General features: G+C 45.3%; 17 protein-coding genes. All 17 read right to left on the bottom strand.

Annotation, left to right across the window (positions count from 1 at the left end; genetic code table 11):
- Positions 1-447: 447 nt before the first annotated feature.
- Positions 448-1,323, bottom strand: a complete 876-nt coding sequence (gene dapA, locus NSS67_RS14835; RefSeq protein WP_339320239.1) for a 4-hydroxy-tetrahydrodipicolinate synthase — start codon at positions 1,321-1,323, stop codon at positions 448-450.
- 16 nt (positions 1,324-1,339) lie between these two features.
- Positions 1,340-2,563 carry an aspartate kinase gene (dapG, locus tag NSS67_RS14830; RefSeq protein ID WP_339320238.1) on the bottom strand — a complete coding sequence of 408 codons (1,224 nt, stop codon included), beginning with the start codon at positions 2,561-2,563 and terminating at the stop codon, positions 1,340-1,342.
- Positions 2,564-2,813: 250 nt separating this feature from the next.
- A complete protein-coding gene (locus tag NSS67_RS14825; RefSeq protein ID WP_339320237.1) occupies positions 2,814-3,410 on the bottom strand; it encodes a dipicolinate synthase subunit B in 597 nt (198 codons plus the stop codon).
- A 1-nt stretch (position 3,411) separates the two neighbouring features.
- Complete coding sequence (gene dpsA, locus NSS67_RS14820; RefSeq protein ID WP_339320236.1) at positions 3,412-4,308, bottom strand: dipicolinate synthase subunit DpsA; 897 nt, start codon at positions 4,306-4,308, stop codon at positions 3,412-3,414.
- A gap of 197 nt (positions 4,309-4,505) precedes the next feature.
- Complete coding sequence (dut, locus tag NSS67_RS14815) at positions 4,506-4,952, bottom strand: dUTP diphosphatase (RefSeq protein WP_339320235.1); 447 nt, start codon at positions 4,950-4,952, stop codon at positions 4,506-4,508.
- Positions 4,927-6,195 (bottom strand): pitrilysin family protein, encoded by a 1,269-nt coding sequence (locus NSS67_RS14810; protein ID WP_339320234.1) that lies wholly within the window; start codon positions 6,193-6,195, stop codon positions 4,927-4,929. The genes dut and NSS67_RS14810 overlap by 26 nt, the downstream gene beginning before the upstream one ends.
- A gap of 76 nt (positions 6,196-6,271) precedes the next feature.
- Positions 6,272-7,255 (bottom strand): polysaccharide deacetylase family protein, encoded by a 984-nt coding sequence (locus NSS67_RS14805; RefSeq protein ID WP_339320233.1) that lies wholly within the window; start codon positions 7,253-7,255, stop codon positions 6,272-6,274.
- Between the two features lie 251 nt (positions 7,256-7,506).
- Entirely contained in the window at positions 7,507-9,609 is a 2,103-nt protein-coding gene (pnp, locus tag NSS67_RS14800; protein ID WP_339320232.1) for a polyribonucleotide nucleotidyltransferase, read from the bottom strand.
- Positions 9,610-9,902: 293 nt separating this feature from the next.
- A complete protein-coding gene (gene rpsO / locus NSS67_RS14795; protein WP_036656390.1) occupies positions 9,903-10,172 on the bottom strand; it encodes a 30S ribosomal protein S15 in 270 nt (89 codons plus the stop codon).
- A gap of 148 nt (positions 10,173-10,320) precedes the next feature.
- Positions 10,321-11,268, bottom strand: coding sequence for a bifunctional riboflavin kinase/FAD synthetase (locus NSS67_RS14790; protein WP_339320231.1), 948 nt, complete (start codon positions 11,266-11,268; stop codon positions 10,321-10,323).
- Positions 11,269-11,305: 37 nt separating this feature from the next.
- Positions 11,306-12,220, bottom strand: a complete 915-nt coding sequence (gene truB / locus NSS67_RS14785) for a tRNA pseudouridine(55) synthase TruB (protein WP_339320230.1) — start codon at positions 12,218-12,220, stop codon at positions 11,306-11,308.
- Positions 12,217-13,194, bottom strand: coding sequence for a bifunctional oligoribonuclease/PAP phosphatase NrnA (locus tag NSS67_RS14780; RefSeq protein WP_339320229.1), 978 nt, complete (start codon positions 13,192-13,194; stop codon positions 12,217-12,219). Before NSS67_RS14780 ends, truB begins: the two co-directional genes overlap by 4 nt.
- 70 nt (positions 13,195-13,264) lie before the next feature.
- A complete protein-coding gene (gene rbfA / locus NSS67_RS14775; RefSeq protein ID WP_042128856.1) occupies positions 13,265-13,612 on the bottom strand; it encodes a 30S ribosome-binding factor RbfA in 348 nt (115 codons plus the stop codon).
- Between the two features lie 18 nt (positions 13,613-13,630).
- Positions 13,631-16,276: a translation initiation factor IF-2 gene (infB, locus tag NSS67_RS14770; protein WP_339320228.1), complete on the bottom strand. Its 2,646-nt coding sequence runs from the start codon at positions 16,274-16,276 to the stop codon at positions 13,631-13,633.
- Positions 16,269-16,592: a YlxQ family RNA-binding protein gene (locus tag NSS67_RS14765; RefSeq protein ID WP_042128860.1), complete on the bottom strand. Its 324-nt coding sequence runs from the start codon at positions 16,590-16,592 to the stop codon at positions 16,269-16,271. Before NSS67_RS14765 ends, infB begins: the two co-directional genes overlap by 8 nt.
- Positions 16,585-16,893 carry a YlxR family protein gene (locus NSS67_RS14760; RefSeq protein WP_339320227.1) on the bottom strand — a complete coding sequence of 103 codons (309 nt, stop codon included), beginning with the start codon at positions 16,891-16,893 and terminating at the stop codon, positions 16,585-16,587. Before NSS67_RS14760 ends, NSS67_RS14765 begins: the two co-directional genes overlap by 8 nt.
- Positions 16,894-16,921: 28 nt before the next feature.
- The gene (gene nusA, locus NSS67_RS14755) at positions 16,922-18,019 is read right to left on the bottom strand and encodes a transcription termination factor NusA (RefSeq protein WP_339320226.1); all 1,098 of its coding nucleotides are present in this window, start codon (positions 18,017-18,019) and stop codon (positions 16,922-16,924) included.
- Between the last annotated feature and the right edge of the window lie 22 nt (positions 18,020-18,041).

Raw genomic sequence — 18,041 nt, 5'->3', positions numbered from 1 at the left:
TTATTTCAGCGGCGCTGAACACATTCTTCAAACAGCTGATAGCTTCCTTAATCAACAAGGATATTCCTGAAATCTGTAAAATGCGCAATGCGAAAGCTCCCGATTCCGGGCAGTAAAGTTCATATTGAAGCGGACAAATGCCGTCAAAATTCACCGTCGCGCCCCTCGCGCGAAGACTTGTCAATCATTTACACAGACTCATCTTGGGACCTATCCTGTCTACAATGTATACCATTGACGGAAGATTACCGCATATTTAATTTTAACCGCACCCAGTCACTTAAGATCATTATACATGATTTTTTTGGCAAAAGACAAGTCACCCTGTCGCGTATCCAAATTCTTTCCTTAAATATGATCCAATATTTTAGCAAAATATTATAAATACAAAAACCGGCTCTCCAAAGGAGAAGCCGGTTTGAAACGTAGCATATCACTGACCAGCACTTAGTGAAATAGTGCCTCAATAAAGGCCGCCTCGGCTTCCGTAGGTGAAATAAGCGGCAATCTGACGCCTCCAACAGGCAGCCCCTTCAGACCTAAAGCATATTTAACCGCGGAAGGATTCGGCAGAGGTTGTGGACATTCGAACAATCCCTTGAAAATTGGGAACAATTGTCGATGGATCTCTCCCGCTCGCTGAACGTTTCCTGACGTGTATGCATAGATCATTTCTGACATCTGCGCACCAACCACGTGGCTGGCTACACTGATAATTCCGTATCCTCCAACGGCTAGACTAGCTAACCCCGCTGAATCATCACCAGTATAGACACGGAAGTCATCTGAACATGCTGAAGCAATAAGCGTAACTTGATCGACAGATGCACATTCTTTTGTCGCAACGATATTCGAAATTTCAGCAAGACGAAGGGTTGTCGCCACGCTCATACTAACACCTGTACGACCTGGAACATTATACAGCATCACCGGTAATGAAGTCTCCGCAGCAATCGCGGAGAAATGCTGATAAAGCCCTTCCTGATTAGGCTTATTGTAATACGGAACGACCAAAAGCACGCCATCCACACCTATTTTCTCAGCTTCCTTCGTGAGGTGAATAGAATGTTTCGTGTTATTACTGCCAGTTCCAGCGATGATTTTGCAGCGTCCATTTGCCTTCTCTAGTACAAAAGAAAACAGCTGTAGTTTCTCCTCATCACTTAACGTAGGAGACTCACCAGTCGTGCCACAGACAATCAATGTCTCTGATTTCTGTTCCTCAATTAAATAATCGACAAGCTGTGAAGTTACATCCCAGTTGATTTCTCCATCCCCGTCAAAGGGGGTTACCATGGCTGTTATTAATCTTCCGAAATCCACTTTGAATTCCTCCTTGTCAGCGGTGCAATTCAAACATAGCGTGCAGCGAACGCAGAGACTGCACCATATCTTCTTTCTTCACCAGCACCCAAATCGTTGTATTTGAATCTGCGGATTGGAGAATCTGAATATTTTGTGTGCTAAGCGCCTCAACGATCCGAGCCATAATACCAGGCACACCGTTTATTCCGCCCCCAATAACGGAAACTTTTGCGCAACCAGATAAACTTTTAGGACGCAAGCCTAATTGCTGGAGAGCAGAAATGGCCTTTTCTGATTTGTCATCGAACACAGTATAAATAGCTTCTGTAGGTGTAACATTAATAAAATCAACGCTTATTCCGTTGTCGGCCATGCTTTTGAAAATTTGCAGTTGAACGCCCGTACCATTTCCGTCTGGGCACTCCACAGAAATCTGTGTGACGTTGCTGACATAAGCAATTCCTGTCACGAAGCGATCTACGATGCCACCAGCCTGAATATCGTTGAATCCTTCGGGATTCGTAACCAGCGTACCTTCATTCTCAGAAAATGTTGAACGAACGCGTACTGGAATTTGTGCCTGCATAGCAATCTCAACCGCACGTGGATGAATCACTTTTGCTCCTTGATGAGCCATATTACAAATTTCTGTATAACTAACATAAGTTAGCGGTTTAGCATCTTCAACGATCCGCGGATCTGCTGTAAGAATCCCGTTAACATCTGTATAGATATCTACCATATCTGCATGAAGAGCAGCACCCAGTGCAGTTGCAGAGGTGTCACTTCCGCCCCGACCCAAAGTCGTCAAATCACCGGCTTCAGTCTGTCCCTGGAATCCCGTCACTATAACCACTTTATCTTCACGCAGTTCGCGGAGAATACGTTCAGGACGAACATCTAGAATTCTTGCATTGCCATAGTTATTATCTGTCATGAAACCAGCCTGAGCTCCCGTTAATACCGTAGAAGCAATGCCTTCATTCTCCAGCAGCCCACAAAGTGTAGTAGCAGAGATAATTTCACCACAGCACATCAAAAGATCCTTCTCACGGTCTGGGAGTGAATCCCCATTCTGCACGGCCCAATCCAGCAGAGTATCTGTTGCATAAGGCTCTCCGCGTCGGCCCATAGCCGAAACAACAATGACCAAACTATAGCCGCTTGCGAGCTCCCGTTTGACATTACGAATTACGTGTTCTCTAGCTTGTGGTGTTGAGAGTGATGTTCCTCCGAATTTTTGTACCAGAATACCCATGAATAATTCCTCCATTATTGTCAAAGCAAACACACTAATCATTCGTAATCAGAATTCATTAAGTTTCTAAATGAGACATTCCATTACAGTACGTAAGCTTATTTCTTAAGTAATTTTCTTGAATTTTGAAAAATGGTTGTACCGCCCTCGAAATGAGGACGGTAGCAGTAGTACTTATATTTTTTGGTAACAATGATTCCAGCAAATCTCCCCTTTTATTGTACACAACTTGATCCGCCGATTTCGCCTTCTAGACGGAATGAAACTTTTCGACAATCATCGGCTGTAGTTGTTTACCTTGCAAAGCGGAATAGCAAGCTTCTGGGATAAGATCCATACGCGCTACTAACGAGTTTGGTTTGCCCTCAGGATTATCCTGTCCGAATGGCACAAAGTAAATATGTTTGGCCACTAGAAGCTTTGCAATATTTGCGGCGTTAAGACCCAAACCGTCATTGGTTGAAATCGCCAGAACAAGCGGTCGTCCATTGCGCATCTGCGATTTTGCAGCCATGAGCACTGGGCTATCAGTCATGGCATTTGCCAATTTACTTGTTGTATTTCCAGTACAAGGTGCTATCGTAAGCACATCCAGCAGCTTGGAAGGACCCAGAGGCTCCGCTTCAACAATTGTAGAAATGATATCATTACCTGTTATATCTTTCAACTGTTTTAGCCAATTTTGCGATGTTCCAAAGCGGGTGTCGGTCCCTAGTACAGATGCCGAAACTATGGGTACTACGTTTGCTCCTCCATCTACAAAGCGTTGAATTTGCGGCATTACCTCCGCAAATGTGCAGTGAGATCCGGTAATCGCATACCCTACTGTTTTTCCGTGCCAATCCATTTTATTCGTCCCCCTTGATTAAAGCCTCGTCCGATATCGACTGAACCAGCGCATTTGCCATAATAATCCCAGCGCTTTTAGGAGCTACAATGCCAGGGAGTCCAGGTGCCAGCATCGCCTTAATTCCTCTTTTCTCTGCATAACGAAAGTCACATCCACCTGGAGCGGAAGCCAGATCGACAATTAAGCAATGCGGTGAGATTCGCGAGAGTACTTGTGCGGTGATGATCATACTTGGAATCGTATTAAATATCAGATCAACATCCGGCACATGAAGTAACAGTTCACTGGTCATAAAAGGCTTCCAGCCCATTTCCTCAGCACGTGCATAATGTTCCTGTTTTCTAACTCCTGCTTTTACAGTAGCACCCAGTCCTTGAAGACTTCTTGCCATTGTAAAACCCGTTCTACCCAAGCCCAGTACCATCGATTTGGAACTGTGAATAGTAAAATCCGTGTTCTGAATAGCCATAACCAGTGCTCCTTCCGCTGTTGGGATGGAGTTGTAGATGGCTACATCGTCACGATTAAGCAATTCAATTAACTTTAATGAATGCTTGGCACACATTCCGCGCAGGTAGCTTTTGGCCATACCGCTATACACCAAACAATCGGGGGGCAGAGCAGCAAAATGTTCCTCCAAGAGCATTATGCGTTCAGAAGAAAATAGAGCACTGATATTCCCTTCATCATCACAACCAACCGTAGGCAACACTAGCACATCTGCATTACTAAGCAGTTCTACCGACATCTGTTCAAGGTTCACCCCTGGGCAAGGGGTATCCCACTTATCGAACCCGGCAGCGCTTACCGTCGCATCCAATTCCACACATTTCCGAATCACTTCAAGCTGTCTCGCGTCCCCGCCCAGGAACACGATCCTGACGCCAGTAAGCATAGGGATGACGCTCCTTTCAACATACACTATCGACTATAGAGCATCTTATGCTGGGCATTCTTAATGGGTGAAACGCGGAGAAGAATTAGTATGAAGCCTTTAATGTAATCCTTATATTTTTTATGATTGAACAAAAAAAAGCTCACGAATCACGCCTATTAGGCATAAATTCGCAAGCTTCATTCTAACAATTCGTATTATTTCCCAGTATGACCAAAGCCTCCGGCACCACGCTCTGTTTCGGACAACGCTTCAACTTCAACCAAAGTTACAACGGGGACCGCTTGAAATACCATTTGGGCAATACGCTCATTACGAGCGATAGCAAATGGCTCTTGCCCTAGATTAATCAACAACACCTTGATCTCTCCACGATAATCAGCATCAATCGTTCCAGGTGTGTTCAAACAAGTAATCCCATGCTTCAAGGCCAGTCCACTTCGTGGACGAATCTGAGCTTCTAATCCGTCTGGCATAGCTAGCGATATTCCTGTTGGAATTAATGCACGCTCTCCTGGAGCAAGCACAACTTCGCTTTCAACAGCGGCATAAAGATCATAGCCGGAAGCCTGCTCTGACATTTTACAAGGAAGATTAACATCCTCGTTTCCAGCTAGCTTATTGATTTGTACGTAATAAGACAAGATCATCTCTCCTAACATTTGCAATAGCTTTATCTGTTGAACCTACCATCGCTAAAGAAAGCGGCTCAGCAAACATATTATCAAGCACACTGTTAATATTGTCCATCGTTACTAACTGAATTTTTGCGATCATATCATCTAGTGTATTATGTCTTCCGAGCATAAGTTCATTTTTTCCGATACGATTCATACGGCTGCTAGTACTCTCCAGACTAAGGATAAGGCTACCTTTAAGCTGCTCCTTGCCTTTTCTCAGTTCATCTTCACTGAGGCCCTTAGTAGCAAGTTCGTACATCATTTCCTTAATTAGCTCCATTACATCCTTGGTTTGCTTCGGTGCTGTTCCAGCATAGACCGTAAACAAACCAGAATCCGCTTGAGAACTGTGGTATGAATATACAGAATAGGCCAGGCCACGTTTTTCACGAATCTCTTGGAACATCCGTGAGCTCATTCCACCACCAATGGCATTATTAATAAGTACCATAGCATATTGCAATGGATCGCCGGAACGGACACCTGGTAAGGAAAGACAGATGTGATTCTGTTCTGTTTTCTTGCGGTGAAACAACAATTCCCCATAATAATCCGGTGGAGTCAGCGGCGCAGAGGTGCCATGATTAGCAAAAGAACCAAAATGCTGCTCCAGCAGTTCAATTAGTCCATCGCTAATGTTACCAGCTACACTAATTACTGTGTTCTCAATCGTATATTGCTCCTTCATATAGGCACGAAGATCATCTGGCTTCATCTCCATCAGCCGTTCCTTTAAGCCAAGGATAGAATAAGCAAGTGGATGATCCTTATAGGCAGCAGCACACATCAAATCATGCACAAGATCGTCAGGCGTATCCTCGCACATAGAAATTTCCTCAAGGATGACGTTCTTTTCTTTCTCCAGCTCTTCAGCATCCATCCGTGAACGGAAGAACATATCCGCTAATACATCTATTGCGATGGGCAGATGCTCATCCAGTACTTTTGCATAATAGCATGTATATTCCTTAGAGGTAAAAGCATTTACATTGCCGCCAATAGCATCAAACTGCTCGGCAATATCCTTAGCACTATATCGATCGGTACCTTTAAAAAGCATATGCTCTACAAAATGAGAGATCCCGTTATTTCCAGGGTTTTCATTCCGCGAACCTGTCTTTACCCAGATTCCGAAAGAAACGGACCGACCGGTCGGAATTTTCTCCATAACTACTCGTAATCCATTGGATAATACTATTTTTTCCACTTGAAGTCCTCCTGGCAATAGCCCTCTTCTATCTAAATTAATACACGTGCCTATAATCCTACCAGAAATAGATCTCTCACTCAACATCAGAGGGGATTAGACGCTCCGCTGACAGCGTTTGGCTAACTGTACCTAGCTGTAACCCTTTTGCCTTAATCCCCCGTATCATGGCCTTCAGTGCCTTGGAAGATGAGGCAGTAGGATGCATTAGAACAAGTGTGCCGGGTTCAGCTTTGCTTGTGATTTTGGCAACTATAGATTCAGGAGAAGGATTGCGCCAATCCACCGTATCCACAGTCCAGAGTACAGTCTTTAATCCTAAGCTGCTAGCGATCTCTACTGTCTCCTGATCGAAATCACCTGATGGCGGGGCGAACCATGTATTAGTGACCCCAAGTGACTCCTTTAATAGCTTTTGCGTCTTTTCAATTTCAACGGTAGCCCGTGCACGACTTAAAGTACTCATATTGGGGTGGGTATAGGCGTGATTCTCCATCTCATGTCCACGTTTTAGCATTTCTTTGGCAACCTCTGGATTCTTACTAAGCCAGCTCCCATCCAAAAAAAATGTAACCTTCACATTCTCCTCATCCAGAGTATCCAGCATAGGCCCAATATACTGATTCCCCCACGCCACATTTATCATCAACGAAACCATAGGTTTCGCCGGATTTCCTCGATATATGGGCTCAGCTCCCAGTTCATTCAGGGATATCTGTGGTTCGATCTGCCGATACACAAATTTTATGGGCTCTTTTGGTGCCAATAGAGCATTCCGATAGGTACTCTCTACATCAACCTCAAGCCCGTTATAGCCCGGAATCGCCTTCCATACCCGATCAACCACAGCATTCACTGGAGGCGCATTGAGCTTAGCCGCGGCGGTCTCAATCCGCAAACGAAGATCATTGTTCTCCGCCTTAGGAATATCCATCCACACAGCCAGGTCATCCTGCGGTTTCAATTGCATGAGCATGTCCTTTAGGGGCCCCTGAGTACTACCGATTCCTATCACGATGGCTACACAAGCAACCACTAATGCCACTTTTTCCGTCTTCATGACGACTTCCTCCCCGGTAGAAACGACTTTTAGGTTCGTTCCACACGATTACAAAGACACTTTGTCCCAATCTATGAGACAAGGGAGAAATTTATGTCATAAGAACAGATACAAGACTAATGACTATAGGAATGCTTGTTCCGGGTTTTTAATCTCGTTCATATAAAAAAAGAGCCAGAGCGAAAATCGCTTCTGTCTCTTTTTTTATATGAAATTCGAACCCTTTAGTAAAGGTATTACTAAGATCAAACTTACGCTTTAGCGCCAGTTTCCGAAGTCAACACCGCTTTACGAGACAGGTTAACCCGGCCTTGTGGATCGATCTCGGTAACTTTAACGGTAATGGTGTCACCAATAGCAACAACATCTTCTACCTTAGCTACACGTTCAGTGGACAATTGAGAAATGTGGACCAATCCGTCTTTGCCCGGAATAAGTTCAACGAATGCACCAAATTTCTCAATACGTCTAACAGTACCCACATAGATTTCTCCGACTTGTACTTCACGCACAAGACCTTCGATAATCGAACGAGCCTTTTGGATCATTTCTTCATCTGAAGAACCGATAAAGACACGGCCATCTTGTTCGATGTCGATTTTTACGCCGGTTTCTTCAATAATTTTATTGATAATCTTACCACCAGCACCGATAACATCCCGGATTTTGTCCGGATTGATGTTGATAATAATGATTTTTGGAGCATATTTGGACAGATTAGGTCTTGGCGCAGAGATCGCTTCATTCATTTTGTCCAAGATGAACAGACGGCCTTCTTTAGCCTGCTGAAGTGCATCCTGAAGAATGTTGCGGTCGATACCGGCAATCTTAATGTCCATTTGAATAGCTGTAACACCTTCTGCTGTACCAGCTACCTTAAAGTCCATATCACCAAGATGATCTTCCATCCCTTGAATATCAGTCAAGATAGACACATGGTCTCCATCCTTGATCAGACCCATTGCTACTCCGGCTACCGGTGCTTTGATTGGCACACCAGCATCCATCATAGCCAGAATGCTGGCACAGATACTTGCCTGGGAAGTAGAACCGTTAGATTCAATCGCTTCTGATACTAGACGAATCGTGTACGGGAATTCAGTTTCACTAGGAATAACCTTGGATAATGCACGTTCTCCAAGTGCTCCGTGACCGATTTCACGGCGTCCTGGTGCTCTAAGCGGACGAGCTTCCCCTACGCTAAACGGCGGGAAGTTGTAATGGTGCATGAAACGTTTCGTTTCAGTAGGATCGATTCCGTCGAGAATTTGAACATCACCTAGTGCTCCAAGGGTACAAACGCTAAGGATTTGTGTTTGTCCACGTGTAAACAGACCGGAACCGTGCGTACGCGGCAACAGGCTTGTATCACATTCAATCGGACGGATTTCATCAAGTTTACGTCCATCTGGGCGAACCTTATCATGCGTGATTAGACGTCTTACTTCATCCTTCACGATATCATGTAGGACTTCTTTAACATCTTTCAGAAGCTCAGGTGCTTCTATGTACTTCTCTGCGAAATACGCAACCGCTTCATCATTAACGACATCAATCGCTTCCTGACGCGCATGTTTTTCAGCAATTTTAACGGCTTCTACCAGACGAGCCTCAGCAAATGCACGAACCTCAGTATTCACGTCAGCATTCACTGCATGCAGCTTCACAGCCATTTTTTCTTTACCAGCCACTTTGACCAGTTCTTCAATGGTTGCAACGATCTTGCGGATTTCATCATGACCGAACATAATCGCTTCGAGCATCACATCTTCCGTTACTTCGTTTGCTTCTGCTTCAACCATCATGATTGCGTCCTTCGTTCCAGCAACCACTACATAAACATCACTGATTGCTTGCTGAGACATATCCGGATTAATCACAAACTCTCCATTAATCCGACCTACAGCAACGCCGCCGATTGGTCCATCAAAAGGAACATCGGAAATACTAAGTGCAGCTGAAGTACCGATCATAGCAGCAATATCTGGTGCGCAGTCCTGATCCACACTCATTACCATGTTCAATACTTGAACATCGTTACGAAATCCTTCAGGGAACAGTGGTCTGATTGGACGGTCTGTCAAACGGCTTGACAGAATCGCTTTCTCACTCGGTCTACCTTCCCGTTTAATAAATCCGCCAGGAATTTTACCTACCGCATATAATCTTTCCTCATAGTTAACTGTAAGCGGGAAAAAATCCAGATCCTTAGGCTCTTTCGAAGCCGTAACGGTACATAATACCGAAGTGTCCCCATAACGCACCATAACGGCTGCGTTTGCTTGTTTAGCTAGACGGCCCGTTTCCAGCACAAGGCGTCTTCCGCCTAGCTGCATTTCTACACGTTTTTCCATAAATACCTCCTTGAATAGTAGTAGACCCGCAGTCAAATATAGCAGGTTCACATATCGATCTAATGAATCGGAAAGGCTTGTCCCAATGGTATGTAGCCTGTTCTGTATGCATATAAGAAGAAACGGCTAAGTCTTACAGATATTGTAAAGTAGCCGTTTTTACGAATAATCTCATCAGTCTTGCTATAAAGTTTTCCCTAAATTTTCAAAAAGCAACCCGGCTGTCCCGCTGTCGCTCCGAGAAGGACATACGGTATACAACCAGGCTGCTTTAAGGGTTATCTTATGGAAAATTAACGACGCAATCCCAGTCTTTCGATCAGGGCGCTGTAACGTCTGATGTCTTTGTTTTTCAAATACGCCAGAAGTTTACGACGTTGTCCAACCATTTTCAACAATCCACGACGGGAGTGATGATCTTTCTTGTGCGTACGCAAGTGGTCAGTCAAATTAACGATGTTCTCCGTTAGGATAGCAACTTGCACCTCAGGGGATCCAGTATCGGATTCGTGAGTTTTGTGCTCGTCGATCAATTGATGTTTACGTTCTTGAGTTAATGCCATCCTGTTCACCTCCTTCAATATAATCGCCACTAGCCTCGTCACCGTCGGTGAGAACGTGCAACCAAGCTAAGGTTATGATGCTGTTAGCCAGCAACGTTTATTAGTATAGCATCTCCAATAACAAAAGTAAACGGCTTGTCCGAGATGACTATAGATTGTACCCCAAAATCTTCTTCGCGGTTTCTGCATCCTCACCGATCTGGGTGATCAATGCACCTATGGACTCGAATTTCCGTTCCGGACGAATGTAAGATTCTAATTCTACCTTGAGTTCTTGATCATACAAATCACCGTCGAAATCAAAAAGATGAACTTCAAAACTTGGAGTCAAAACCCCTTCATGAAAAGTAGGCTTTACGCCCACATTCATAACTCCATACAGAACTTTATCCTTATAAAAGACTCGGACCGCATATACACCCTTAGTAGGAATGACAAAATGATCACTAAGCTTCAAATTGGCTGTTGGAAATCCAATCGTACGCCCTCTCTTCTCACCATGTCCCACTGTTCCACGCAGATGATAGCTACGACCGAACCACGAGTTGGCTAGTCCTAAATCCCCGTTCTGGAGACTTTTACGAATACCAGAGCTGCTGACCTTCTCACCTTCAAGAAGAAAAGGAGGTGCAACTTCTACATTCATAACACCTTCACCTAGCTTGCGAAGCATCTCAACATCGCCTTCACCTTGATAACCAAAACGAAAGTCAAAGCCAACAACTGCAGTTACAATATGTAGCGGCAAAAGCATAACAGAGACAAAATTCTGTGGACTTACCCGGGAAAGCTGCTCATTAAATTCAATAACATATAAGATATCGACACCCATACTGGCAAGAATCTCTTGTTTTTCCAAGGGTGGCGTCAAATACCCTTCATAATCCCCCTTGCCCATAACATCTTTAGGGTGGGGATGAAATGTAAGGACTGCAGCCGGCACGCCTTGTTTACGGGCTAGGGCCACAGCGGATGTAATGACGCTGGCATGTCCACGATGCAATCCGTCAAACTGCCCTAGAGCCGCCACTTGAGGCTGAGCCCACTTAGCAGCAGTCTCCGGAGACATCGGATAAGTTAACGTTACGGTTCTCACGCTGTTTCTCACCTACAATTCACTTGGTAAAATTGATTTAAGCTTGTGCAAACACCTTCACTGGAGCAATTGCACCTGTATCTTCCAGTTCATAAATGCCAAGAAATTCACCTTGAAGATCGTATAGCCGAAATTGACCGTTCAACTTCACTTCTGGAGCGATAAATCGTGAGGACAAACGCTGACCCTGCAGCGCTGCCTTCTTTTTCTCATCCATTACAGTGTGCTTAGGCATATGAGAAATAGCCTCGTCTGCAGCGATTAAATGATCTTCCAATGTTCCGGCTTCCTTGTGTGCCGCAATATCCTCTAGAGAAAGGCAATGACTAGCTGAAATCCCTGCCGACATCGTTCTCTCTAGCTTTACCATCACACCCGGCAGTCCAAGTGCTCGGCCGATATCGACACAAAGGGTACGGATGTATGTCCCCTTAGAGCAAAGAACACGGAATGTGATATCGGGATGATTACCTTCCCAAGTCATATCCGTCATTTCAATTTCATAAATCTCTACTTCACGGCTTTTACGTTCAACGGTTTTACCTTCTCTGGCCAACTCATAAAGACGTTTGCCGTCAACTTTCACCGCAGAATACATCGGTGGAACCTGAGAAATAACACCTTTAAATGAAGTAAGCACGGATAGAATTTCTTCTTCAGTTACATGAACCTCATCTACAGTTTCTGTAATGGTCCCCGTTAAATCTTCGGTATCACTAGACATTCCCAGTCTCAGTGTTGCCACATATTCTTTAGGTAACTCCTGAATATATTCTACAACACGAGTAGCACGCCCCAGACAGAGCGGTAATACACCTGTCACCTGTGGATCAAGTGTCCCCGTATGTCCAATGCGTTTCATGCCAAGAATACGACGCGCCTTGGCCACAACATCATGTGAAGTGAAGCCTGCCGGCTTGTAAACCGCCAGTACACCTTCTAATTCACTCATAAATGACGTCTTACCTCCTCAAGCACCCGGTCGATTGCCTCTTCGAGTGTAGCTTCTATACGCGCACCTGCAGCGCGGGTATGACCGCCGCCTCCAAATGTTTGCGCTAGGTCAGCCACGTCGACCTTACCAGCAGATCGCAAACTAACTTTAACCGCATGTTCATGAATGACTTTGAACAGAATCCCTACTTCTACACCACGAATATTGCGGGGGTAGTTCACGATTCCTTCCAAATCTTCATTAGCAGCAGCACATTCGATCATATCCTCCGGTGTAACATAGAGCCAGGCAATATCCCCATCGGGTGATAATTGAAGAGTATTTAACGCTTTATTTAAAATTTTGACCTGTGGCAATGTCATTTCTTCAAGCAATGTCTCAGCTAGTTCAGGACCGTTAACACCATAGGATAGCAGTTCAGATACGGCTGCCATTACTTTTGGTGATGTGTTGGTATAACGAAAGCCACCCGTATCCGTCAAAAGACCTGTGTATATAGCTGTGGCAATATCGATGTCCCATTCAATCTCGAACGTCTTCAGCAGATCGAACAAAATTTCCGCAGTCGCAGCAGCATCCGGCTTGATTAGATTCACAAGTCCATAACCATTGTTTGTTGGGTGATGGTCAATGTTCAGGATGAGAGCATCGTTCGCAAAATAGCGATGGGTCAGTCCTACACGTTGAAAATCAGCACAATCCACACAGATCACATTGCTGTATTGACGGGGCGGCTCACTAGAGGCCATATTGATGATTTCATCCGAATGCCATAAATATTCCATCCGCTTCGGTATCGGTCCTTCATTCAGCATAGTGTATTTTTTGCCCAGACATGAGAGAAGCCAGCCCACCACTAGGGTGGAGCTGACTGCATCTCCGTCCGGCTGAACATGCGACACTACAAGGTAATCGTCGTGTTCCAGCAGAAACTCACGGGTCTGCTGGAGACTTTGTTCATAGCTCTGCATTCGCCGTCTCCTTTATAAAAGTTGTTCAAACTAGCATTAAGCTATTTTGAACAACTTTTAGTACCTATTTCTAATCGTTCTTATGAAGCTCTCCGAGAAGTTTCTCGATGTGACTGCCGTAAGCGACAGATTCATCGATTTTGAAGATCAGTTCCGGTGTATGCCGGAGGCGAATCGCCTTGCCAAGCTCTGAGCGAAGAAAACCATTTGCTTTCTCAATCGCTTTAAGGGAGCCTGACTTCTGTTCTTCATCCCCGAACACGCTTAGGTATACTTTCGCTTGCGACAGATCGTTAGTCACGTCTACGCCAGTTACAGTTACAAAACCGATTCGTGGGTCTTTCAGTCCACTTTGGATTAGTTGGCTAAGCTCTTTCTTGATCTGCTCGCCCACTCGTCCTGCTCTAATTTTAGACATCTATATTCACCTCTTCGCTTAGCGCTCTACAGTTTCCATAAGAAACGCTTCGATAATGTCGCCCTCTTGGACGTCATTATAGCGTTCCAAAGTTATGCCGCATTCATAACCTTGCGCCACTTCTTTGGCATCATCTTTAAAGCGTTTCAAGGTATCAACTTTACCTGTAAACACAACGATTCCGCTGCGGATCAAGCGCATTTCAGCATTACGGGTAATCTTACCATCAATAACCATACAACCTGCAATGGTACCCACTTTACTGATTTTGAAGACGCTACGTACTTCGGCGTGACCGATAACGATCTCTTTATAGATAGGATCAAGCATACCCTTCATTGCACTTTCGATTTCCTCAATTACATTGTAGATGATGTTATGAAGACGAACATCTACTTTTTCTTGTTCAGCAGCTGCCTTGGTTTGAGCGTCCGGACGAACGTTAAAGCCAATAACAATAGCGTTGGATGCTGCTGCAAGTGTAATATCGGATTCCGTAATGGCACCGGCACCGCTGTGAATGATCTTCACGCGTACGCCTTCCACTTCGATCTTAGCCAAGGAACCTTTAAGCGCCTCGACTGAACCTTGTACGTCAGCTTTAATAATAACGTTAAGGTCTTTGATCTCGCCATCTTTGATGTGCTGGAACAAATCATCCAATGTTACACGGGTGTTTGTATTCAGCTCGGATTGACGTTGGGATGTAGAACGTCTATCAGCAATCGCACGGGCTTTACGCTCGTCTTCGAAAGCCATAAACGGATCGCCAGCTTGTGGTACCTCAGTCAAACCAGTAATTTCTACTGGAGTAGATGGACCAGCTTCTTTAATCTTACGTCCTTTATCATTGACCATCGCACGTACACGTCCGAAGCAGTTACCTGCTACAAAAGCATCGCCGACTTTCAATGTACCGTTCTGTACCAGAACACGTGCAACTGGTCCACGGTTCTTATCAAGCTCAGCTTCTATAACCGTACCGCGTGCCCGTTTGTCAGGGTTCGCTTTGTACTCATTTACTTCAGCAACGAGCAAGATCATTTCCAGCAGTTCTTCCAAGTTAATACGTTGTTTCGCAGAAAGGTTAACGAAGATGGTATCTCCGCCCCACTCTTCAGGAACGAGTTCATAGCTTGTAAGCTCTTGCTTCACTTTGTCAGGATCTGCACCCGGCTTGTCGATTTTATTAACAGCGACAATAATCGGAAGTCCAGCAGCCTTAGCATGTGCAATAGCTTCAACGGTCTGAGGCATAACACCGTCATCAGCAGCAACTACGATAATAGTCATATCTGTTACCTGTGCACCACGAGCACGCATAGCAGTAAACGCTTCGTGACCAGGTGTATCTAGGAACGTGATTTTCTTCTGGTTGATTTCAACTTGATAAGCACCGATATGCTGTGTGATTCCGCCTGCTTCGCCTAGAGATACACTCGTCGAACGAATGGCATCCAGCAAAGTAGTTTTACCGTGGTCAACGTGACCCATGATTGTAACTACAGGAGGACGTGACTGAAGTTCTTCTTCAGCATCATTCTCTTCCACAGTTTCAAAGCTATCCTCATCAACAGGAATCTTCACTTCTACTTCTACGCCGAATTCAGCAGCGAGTAGCAGGATGGTGTCGATATCCAGCTCTTGGTTGATGGTTGCCATAACCCCCATAGAGATCAGCTTCTTAATTACTTCAGAAGCGTCTTTGTGAAGCAATTTCGCTGTTTCACCAACGGTCATGCTGCCACGAACGATAATCTTCTTAGGTGTGTTATCGATCTTCTCACGGTGAACCATTGGCTGATTCTTGCCGCGGCCATTCTTACCACCACGACCGCGGTAGTTACCGCCTTTGCCATCATCAAACCGTCTATTGTTCGTATTTGGTCTACCACCAGTTGTGTTCTTCTTAGGACCTCTGTCGTCACCGCGTGTGAAACCACCGCCAGTGCTAGATTGACCTTGTGGGCGGCTGTCAGTGCGAGGTGCACTGCTTTGTCCTTGCGGACGGCTGCCAGTATTACTTCCTTGTGGACGGCTGCCACCGGTATTGCTACCTTGCGGACGGCTGCCACCTGTGTTGCTACCTTGCGGACGGCTGCCACCAGTATTACTACCTTGTGGACGGCTGCCAGTGTTACTTCCTTGCGGACGGCTACCACTGGTATTGCTACCTTGTGGACGATTGCCGCCTGTGCTATTTCCTTGCGGACGGCTTCCGCTAGTACTGTTTGTACGTGGAGCTCCGCTTTGTTGCGGACGTGCGTTCTGCGTTGAACCTGTTTGTGTTCTGCGGGAATCTTGTCCGCTTTGGGGCCTTGGGGACGTCGTCGATTGGTTGTTGTTTTGGTTACTGTTCATACCTACCTGCTTTTCCTGTTGATTTTTGTTGGCATTCTGAGCACTTTGGGGTTCGGCAGTTACCGCACCGGTTGTCACCGGACGGCTACTGGAGCTGGTATCCCGTTTGGCTGCAGCGTTCGACTTGATATCCTTGAAGAATTGCTCTACTTTGTTCACGGAACCGTTCTCCATGACACTCATATGATTATTCACAGGGACATTCAAACGCTTCAGAATTGTAATAATTTCTTTACTACTCATGTTTAGTGACTTGGCGTATTCGTACACGCGCAATTTATCTTTGTTCTCTTCTTTAGTCAATAAATCCACCTCCGACAGTATCTCCTAGTTGCTTGGAGATCATTTCCGCGAATCCTTTATCCGTAATGGCCAGTACTACACGCTGGTCTTTACCAATACTTGCACCGAGGCTGTCTCGGTGAAATGCGATTACTAGTGGAATATCGTAGGTTCCGCATTTATCACGGAACTTTTTTTGGGTATTATCTGAAGCGTCACCTGCCAGAACGACCAGCTTCGCTTCTGAAGACCGTACAGCTTTGAGTACAGCCTCATCGCCGGTGACTATCTTGCCTGCTCTCATGGCAAGCCCTAAATAAGAAAGTGCCTTACTCATTATTCTCACTATCCTTTGCTGCTAGAAACTGCTCTTCCACAGAAGTAAACTCCCGGGCAAGCTGGGCATAGATTTCAGGACTCACTTGACATTTCAAAGCGCGATCAAGTGCTTTATTCTTCTGTGCCAGCTTAAAGCATTCAAGCTTGCCGCATATGTAAGCACCACGGCCTGACTTCTTACCTGTCAGATCAATCAGCACTTCGCCCTCGGGCGTTCTAACCACTCGAATCAGCTCTTTCTTCGGCATCATCTCTTGGGTAACAACGCATTTGCGCAGCGGCACCTTTCTTTGTTTCATAACATACGCCTCCCGTCAAGCAGGTTAATTAATCAATGGAGACGGAATCCTGATGCATTTCATCAATTGAAGATTTTGGTCTACCGTATTCCTGCTCCGCTTGAGTTTCACTCTTGATATCAATTTTCCAGCCGGTAAGCTTAGCAGCAAGACGTGCATTTTGCCCTTTAATACCGATAGCCAGTGATAATTGATAGTCAGGAACGATTACTCGTGCCATTTTCTCCGCTTCAAAGACTTGAACTTCAAGAACCTTGGAAGGGCTGAGTGCATTAGCCACATACTCCTGCACTAGATCTGAGTAACGGACGATATCGATCTTCTCGCCACGAAGCTCAGTAACGATGGTCTGAACGCGTGTTCCTCTTGGACCTACGCAAGAACCAACTGGATCCACTTCCGGATTGCGGGAATACACAGCAATCTTCGAACGGAAGCCAGCTTCACGAGCCACGGAACGAATTTCAACTACACCGTCAAATATTTCCGGAACTTCTAGCTCGAACAGACGCTTCAGTAATCCGGGATGACTGCGGGACAGCATAATTTGCGGCCCTTTAGTGGTGTTCTCAACTTTAGTGATATAAGCCTTGATACGCTCGCTCTGCTTAAACTTCTCACCTGGCATCAATTCGCTAAGCGGCAAGACCGCTTCGATTTTACCAAGATCAATGTAAATGTTCCGCATATCTTGACGTTGAACAAGTCCTGTAACGATATCATCTTCTTTGTCGATAAAAGCATTATAGATGAGTCCACGCTCTGCTTCGCGAATCCGTTGAGTTACAACCTGCTTTGCAGTCTGTGCAGCAATGCGCCCGAAATCACGTGGTGTCACTTCAAGCTCAGCAATATCTTCAAGCTGGAAATGCGGGTTAATTTCTCTGGCTGCCGGTAATGAGATTTCAGTCCTTGTATCCAGGACCTCATCAACAATTAGCTTGCGGGCAAACACTTTAATGACACCGTTGTTGCGGTTCATATCAACACGCACGTTCTGTGCCGCATTGAAATTACGTTTATAACTAGAGATCAGCGCCGCTTCGATGGCTTCAAACAGCACATCCTTACTGATGCCTCTCTCCCTTTCCAGCTCATTCATTGCTTCAATAAACTCCATACTCATGAATTTCCGGCCCCCCTTTCAA

Source organism: Paenibacillus sp. FSL R10-2734 (assembly GCF_037963865.1).
GTDB lineage: Bacteria > Bacillota > Bacilli > Paenibacillales > Paenibacillaceae > Paenibacillus_AQ.
Note: the sequence above shows the minus strand (reverse complement) of the source record. Positions and strands in the feature narration are given on the sequence as shown.